The sequence below is a fragment of the Brachyspira sp. genome (assembly GCF_050873525.1).
GTDB lineage: Bacteria > Spirochaetota > Brachyspiria > Brachyspirales > Brachyspiraceae > Brachyspira.
This window is the reverse complement of the sequence record NZ_JBNMIZ010000292.1, coordinates 1-2,521: the sequence shown is the minus strand read 5'-3', so window position 1 is coordinate 2,521 and position 2,521 is coordinate 1. Positions and strand designations below refer to the sequence as shown.

The following is a 2,521-nucleotide window of genomic DNA, read 5'->3' as shown; positions in this document are numbered from 1 at the left end:
TACTTATACAACTAAATTATATAAATAATATAAAAATTTGCAAATAAATAAAAAATAACAAATTCAAAAATACGGAAGTAAAATCCCGCTGCTTAATAAAAAAGATTTAAAATAAATAAGCTATCCCATAAACTAAAAAGCTACGAATTCTGCACGGAGTTGTTTTGCTTCTTTTACAAAAGAAGCCGCTTTTTTTGGTTCTTTTTTCTCGGTAGAAAAAAGAACACATATCAAAGTTTATTAATTTCTTCAATGTTTAATCCTGTATTCTCGCTTATAAATTTTGCGTCTAAACCAGATTTTTTTAGATTTTTTGCTATTTCGTAATTTCTTTCTTTTATGCCTTCAAGTTTTCCTTCTTTTATGCCTTTTTTAATTCCTCTTTTTATTCCTTTCTCCATACCTTCTTTTATTCCTTCTTTGCGTTCTCTATCAAGCATTATTTTTTGTCCTACCAAAAACGCGTCTCGGGCGTCATAGGCTCGCATAAGTTTATCGTCCGAAGTAAATCTTTTATATTCTTCAATTACTTTTGTCATAATCGGGTTTGCCTCCTTCAATTCTTTTTCTATAGATTTTAAATTTTTGGTTGTAAAAAATTTCATCCAAGTTAATAATTTATTTTTCTTTAATTCGTCTATGGTTGATTTTTCAATTATTTCAATAAATCGTTTCGCTTCTATGACATGCATTTGAATAAAGTCTAAATCTACATTATGGTTTTTCGTATCGATTAATTTAAAGCATCTGTGTGGTTTACCTTCGTCTCCGAAATCCAAATTAAAGTTAAGTAAATTGATACTTATTATTCCTGAAAGTTGTTTGTAATCTTCGCCTTCTTTTAGTTCGTTTACGATATTTTTTGAAATATAATAAAAAATTCTTTTAAGAAAATCCATATTTCCACAAAGTTGAATTTCAATAATTACGGTTTTATTATCTTTTGTTTTCGCCTTAATGTCGATTATCGATTCTTTTAAATCGATATTTTCCGAAAGATTATAAGGGTCAATTATTTCTAAATCTTTAACTTCTTCAAAATTGAAATCTCTTAAAGCGGCATTAACCATATCCTCAAGGACTTTTTCATTTCCGTTTTTTCCGAGTAGAAATCGGACAAATAAGTCATTTAACTTGTTAATCTCTCTGTTTCTATTTATTTTTCTCTTCATAAGAATATTATAACAGAATAATATAATTTGTCAAAGAAGTCGGATAAAGAAATCCACGATAAATTAGTTAATCTTGTGGATAGTATAATTGAAATTAATAAGAAGTTGAATAATGAGAAAAATCCCGATGTGATAACGATATTGAGGAGGCAGGTTGAGGCGCTTGACGGTGAGGTTGATAGGTTGGTTTGGCTAAAGCCCGCCTTTGGCGCGGATTGTATGGTTTGAGTGAGGAGGAGATAAATATTATTGAAGATGGAAATTAATTAAAATTATAATTAAAGTTTATTAATTTCTTCGATACTTAATCCCGTGTATTTAGAGATTAGGTTAATGTCCGCTCCGTCTTTTTTCATGCTTTTTGCTATTGAATATTTTTCGTCTTTTATTCCTTCAAGTTTTCCTTTTTTAATTCCTCTTTTTATTCCTTTTTCCATACCTTCTTTAATTCCTTCTTTGCGTTCTCTATCCAGCATTATTTTTTGCCCTACCAAAAATGCGTCCCTTGCGTCATAAGCTCGCATAAGTTTATCATCCGAAGTAAATCTTTTATACTCTTCAATTACTTTTGTCATAATCGGGTTTGCCTCCTTTAATTCCTTTTCTATAGATTTTAAATTTTTTGTTGTAAAAAATTTCATCCAAGTGAGTAATTTATTTTTCTTCAATTCGTCTAAAGTCGACTTTTCTATTATTTCAATAAATCGTTTCGCTTCGATAACATGCATTTGAATAAAATCTAAATCTACATTATGGTTTTTAGTGTCAATTAATTTAAAGCATCTGTGAGGTTTGCCTTCGTCTCCGAAATCCAAATTAAAGTTAAGTAAATTTATGCTAATAATTCCTGAAAGTTGTTTGTAATCTTCGCCTTCCTTTAATTCGTTAACGATATTTTTTGAAATATAATAAAAAATTCTTTTAAGAAAATCCATATTCCCGCAAAGTTGAATTTCGATTATAACCGTTTTATTATCTTTTGTTTTCGCCTTAATATCTATAATTGATTCTTTTAAATCAATATTTTCAGACAAATTATAAGGGTCGATTATCTCCAAATCTTTAACTTCTTCAAAATTAAAATCGCTTAAAGCGGCGTTAACCATATCTTCAAGGACTTTCTCATTTCCGTTTTTGCCGAGTAGAAATCGGACGAATAAATCGTCGCCAACGGCGTGCTTTAGCCTTAACTTGTTAATCTCTCTATTTATATTTCTTTTTATTTTCATAAGAATATTATAACAGAATAATTTTATTTGTCAAAGAGATTTAATAATTTATTTTTATTTTTGAGTTGTTGCGAGCAGAGACGCTTTTTACTTTAATTAAATATCCAAATATTTCTCTAT

Annotated in this window: 3 protein-coding genes; 1 reads left to right on the top strand and 2 read right to left on the bottom strand. The window is 28.6% G+C overall.

All coding sequences use genetic code 11. From position 1 onward, the window contains the following. Positions 1-230 precede the first annotated feature (230 nt). Positions 231-1,172, bottom strand: a complete 942-nt coding sequence (locus ACR0QS_RS12690) for an Rpn family recombination-promoting nuclease/putative transposase (protein ID WP_432633819.1) — start codon at positions 1,170-1,172, stop codon at positions 231-233. A 27-nt stretch (positions 1,173-1,199) separates the two neighbouring features. Between ACR0QS_RS12690 and ACR0QS_RS12685 the strand changes: the two genes are divergently transcribed. Beyond that, positions 1,200-1,400, top strand: a complete 201-nt coding sequence (locus tag ACR0QS_RS12685; RefSeq protein ID WP_432633818.1) for a hypothetical protein — start codon at positions 1,200-1,202, stop codon at positions 1,398-1,400. A gap of 50 nt (positions 1,401-1,450) precedes the next feature. On the opposite strand, the gene ACR0QS_RS12680 is transcribed toward ACR0QS_RS12685, so the two are convergent. Continuing rightward, the gene (locus tag ACR0QS_RS12680; protein ID WP_432633817.1) at positions 1,451-2,401 is read right to left on the bottom strand and encodes an Rpn family recombination-promoting nuclease/putative transposase; all 951 of its coding nucleotides are present in this window, start codon (positions 2,399-2,401) and stop codon (positions 1,451-1,453) included. Positions 2,402-2,521 lie beyond the last annotated feature (120 nt).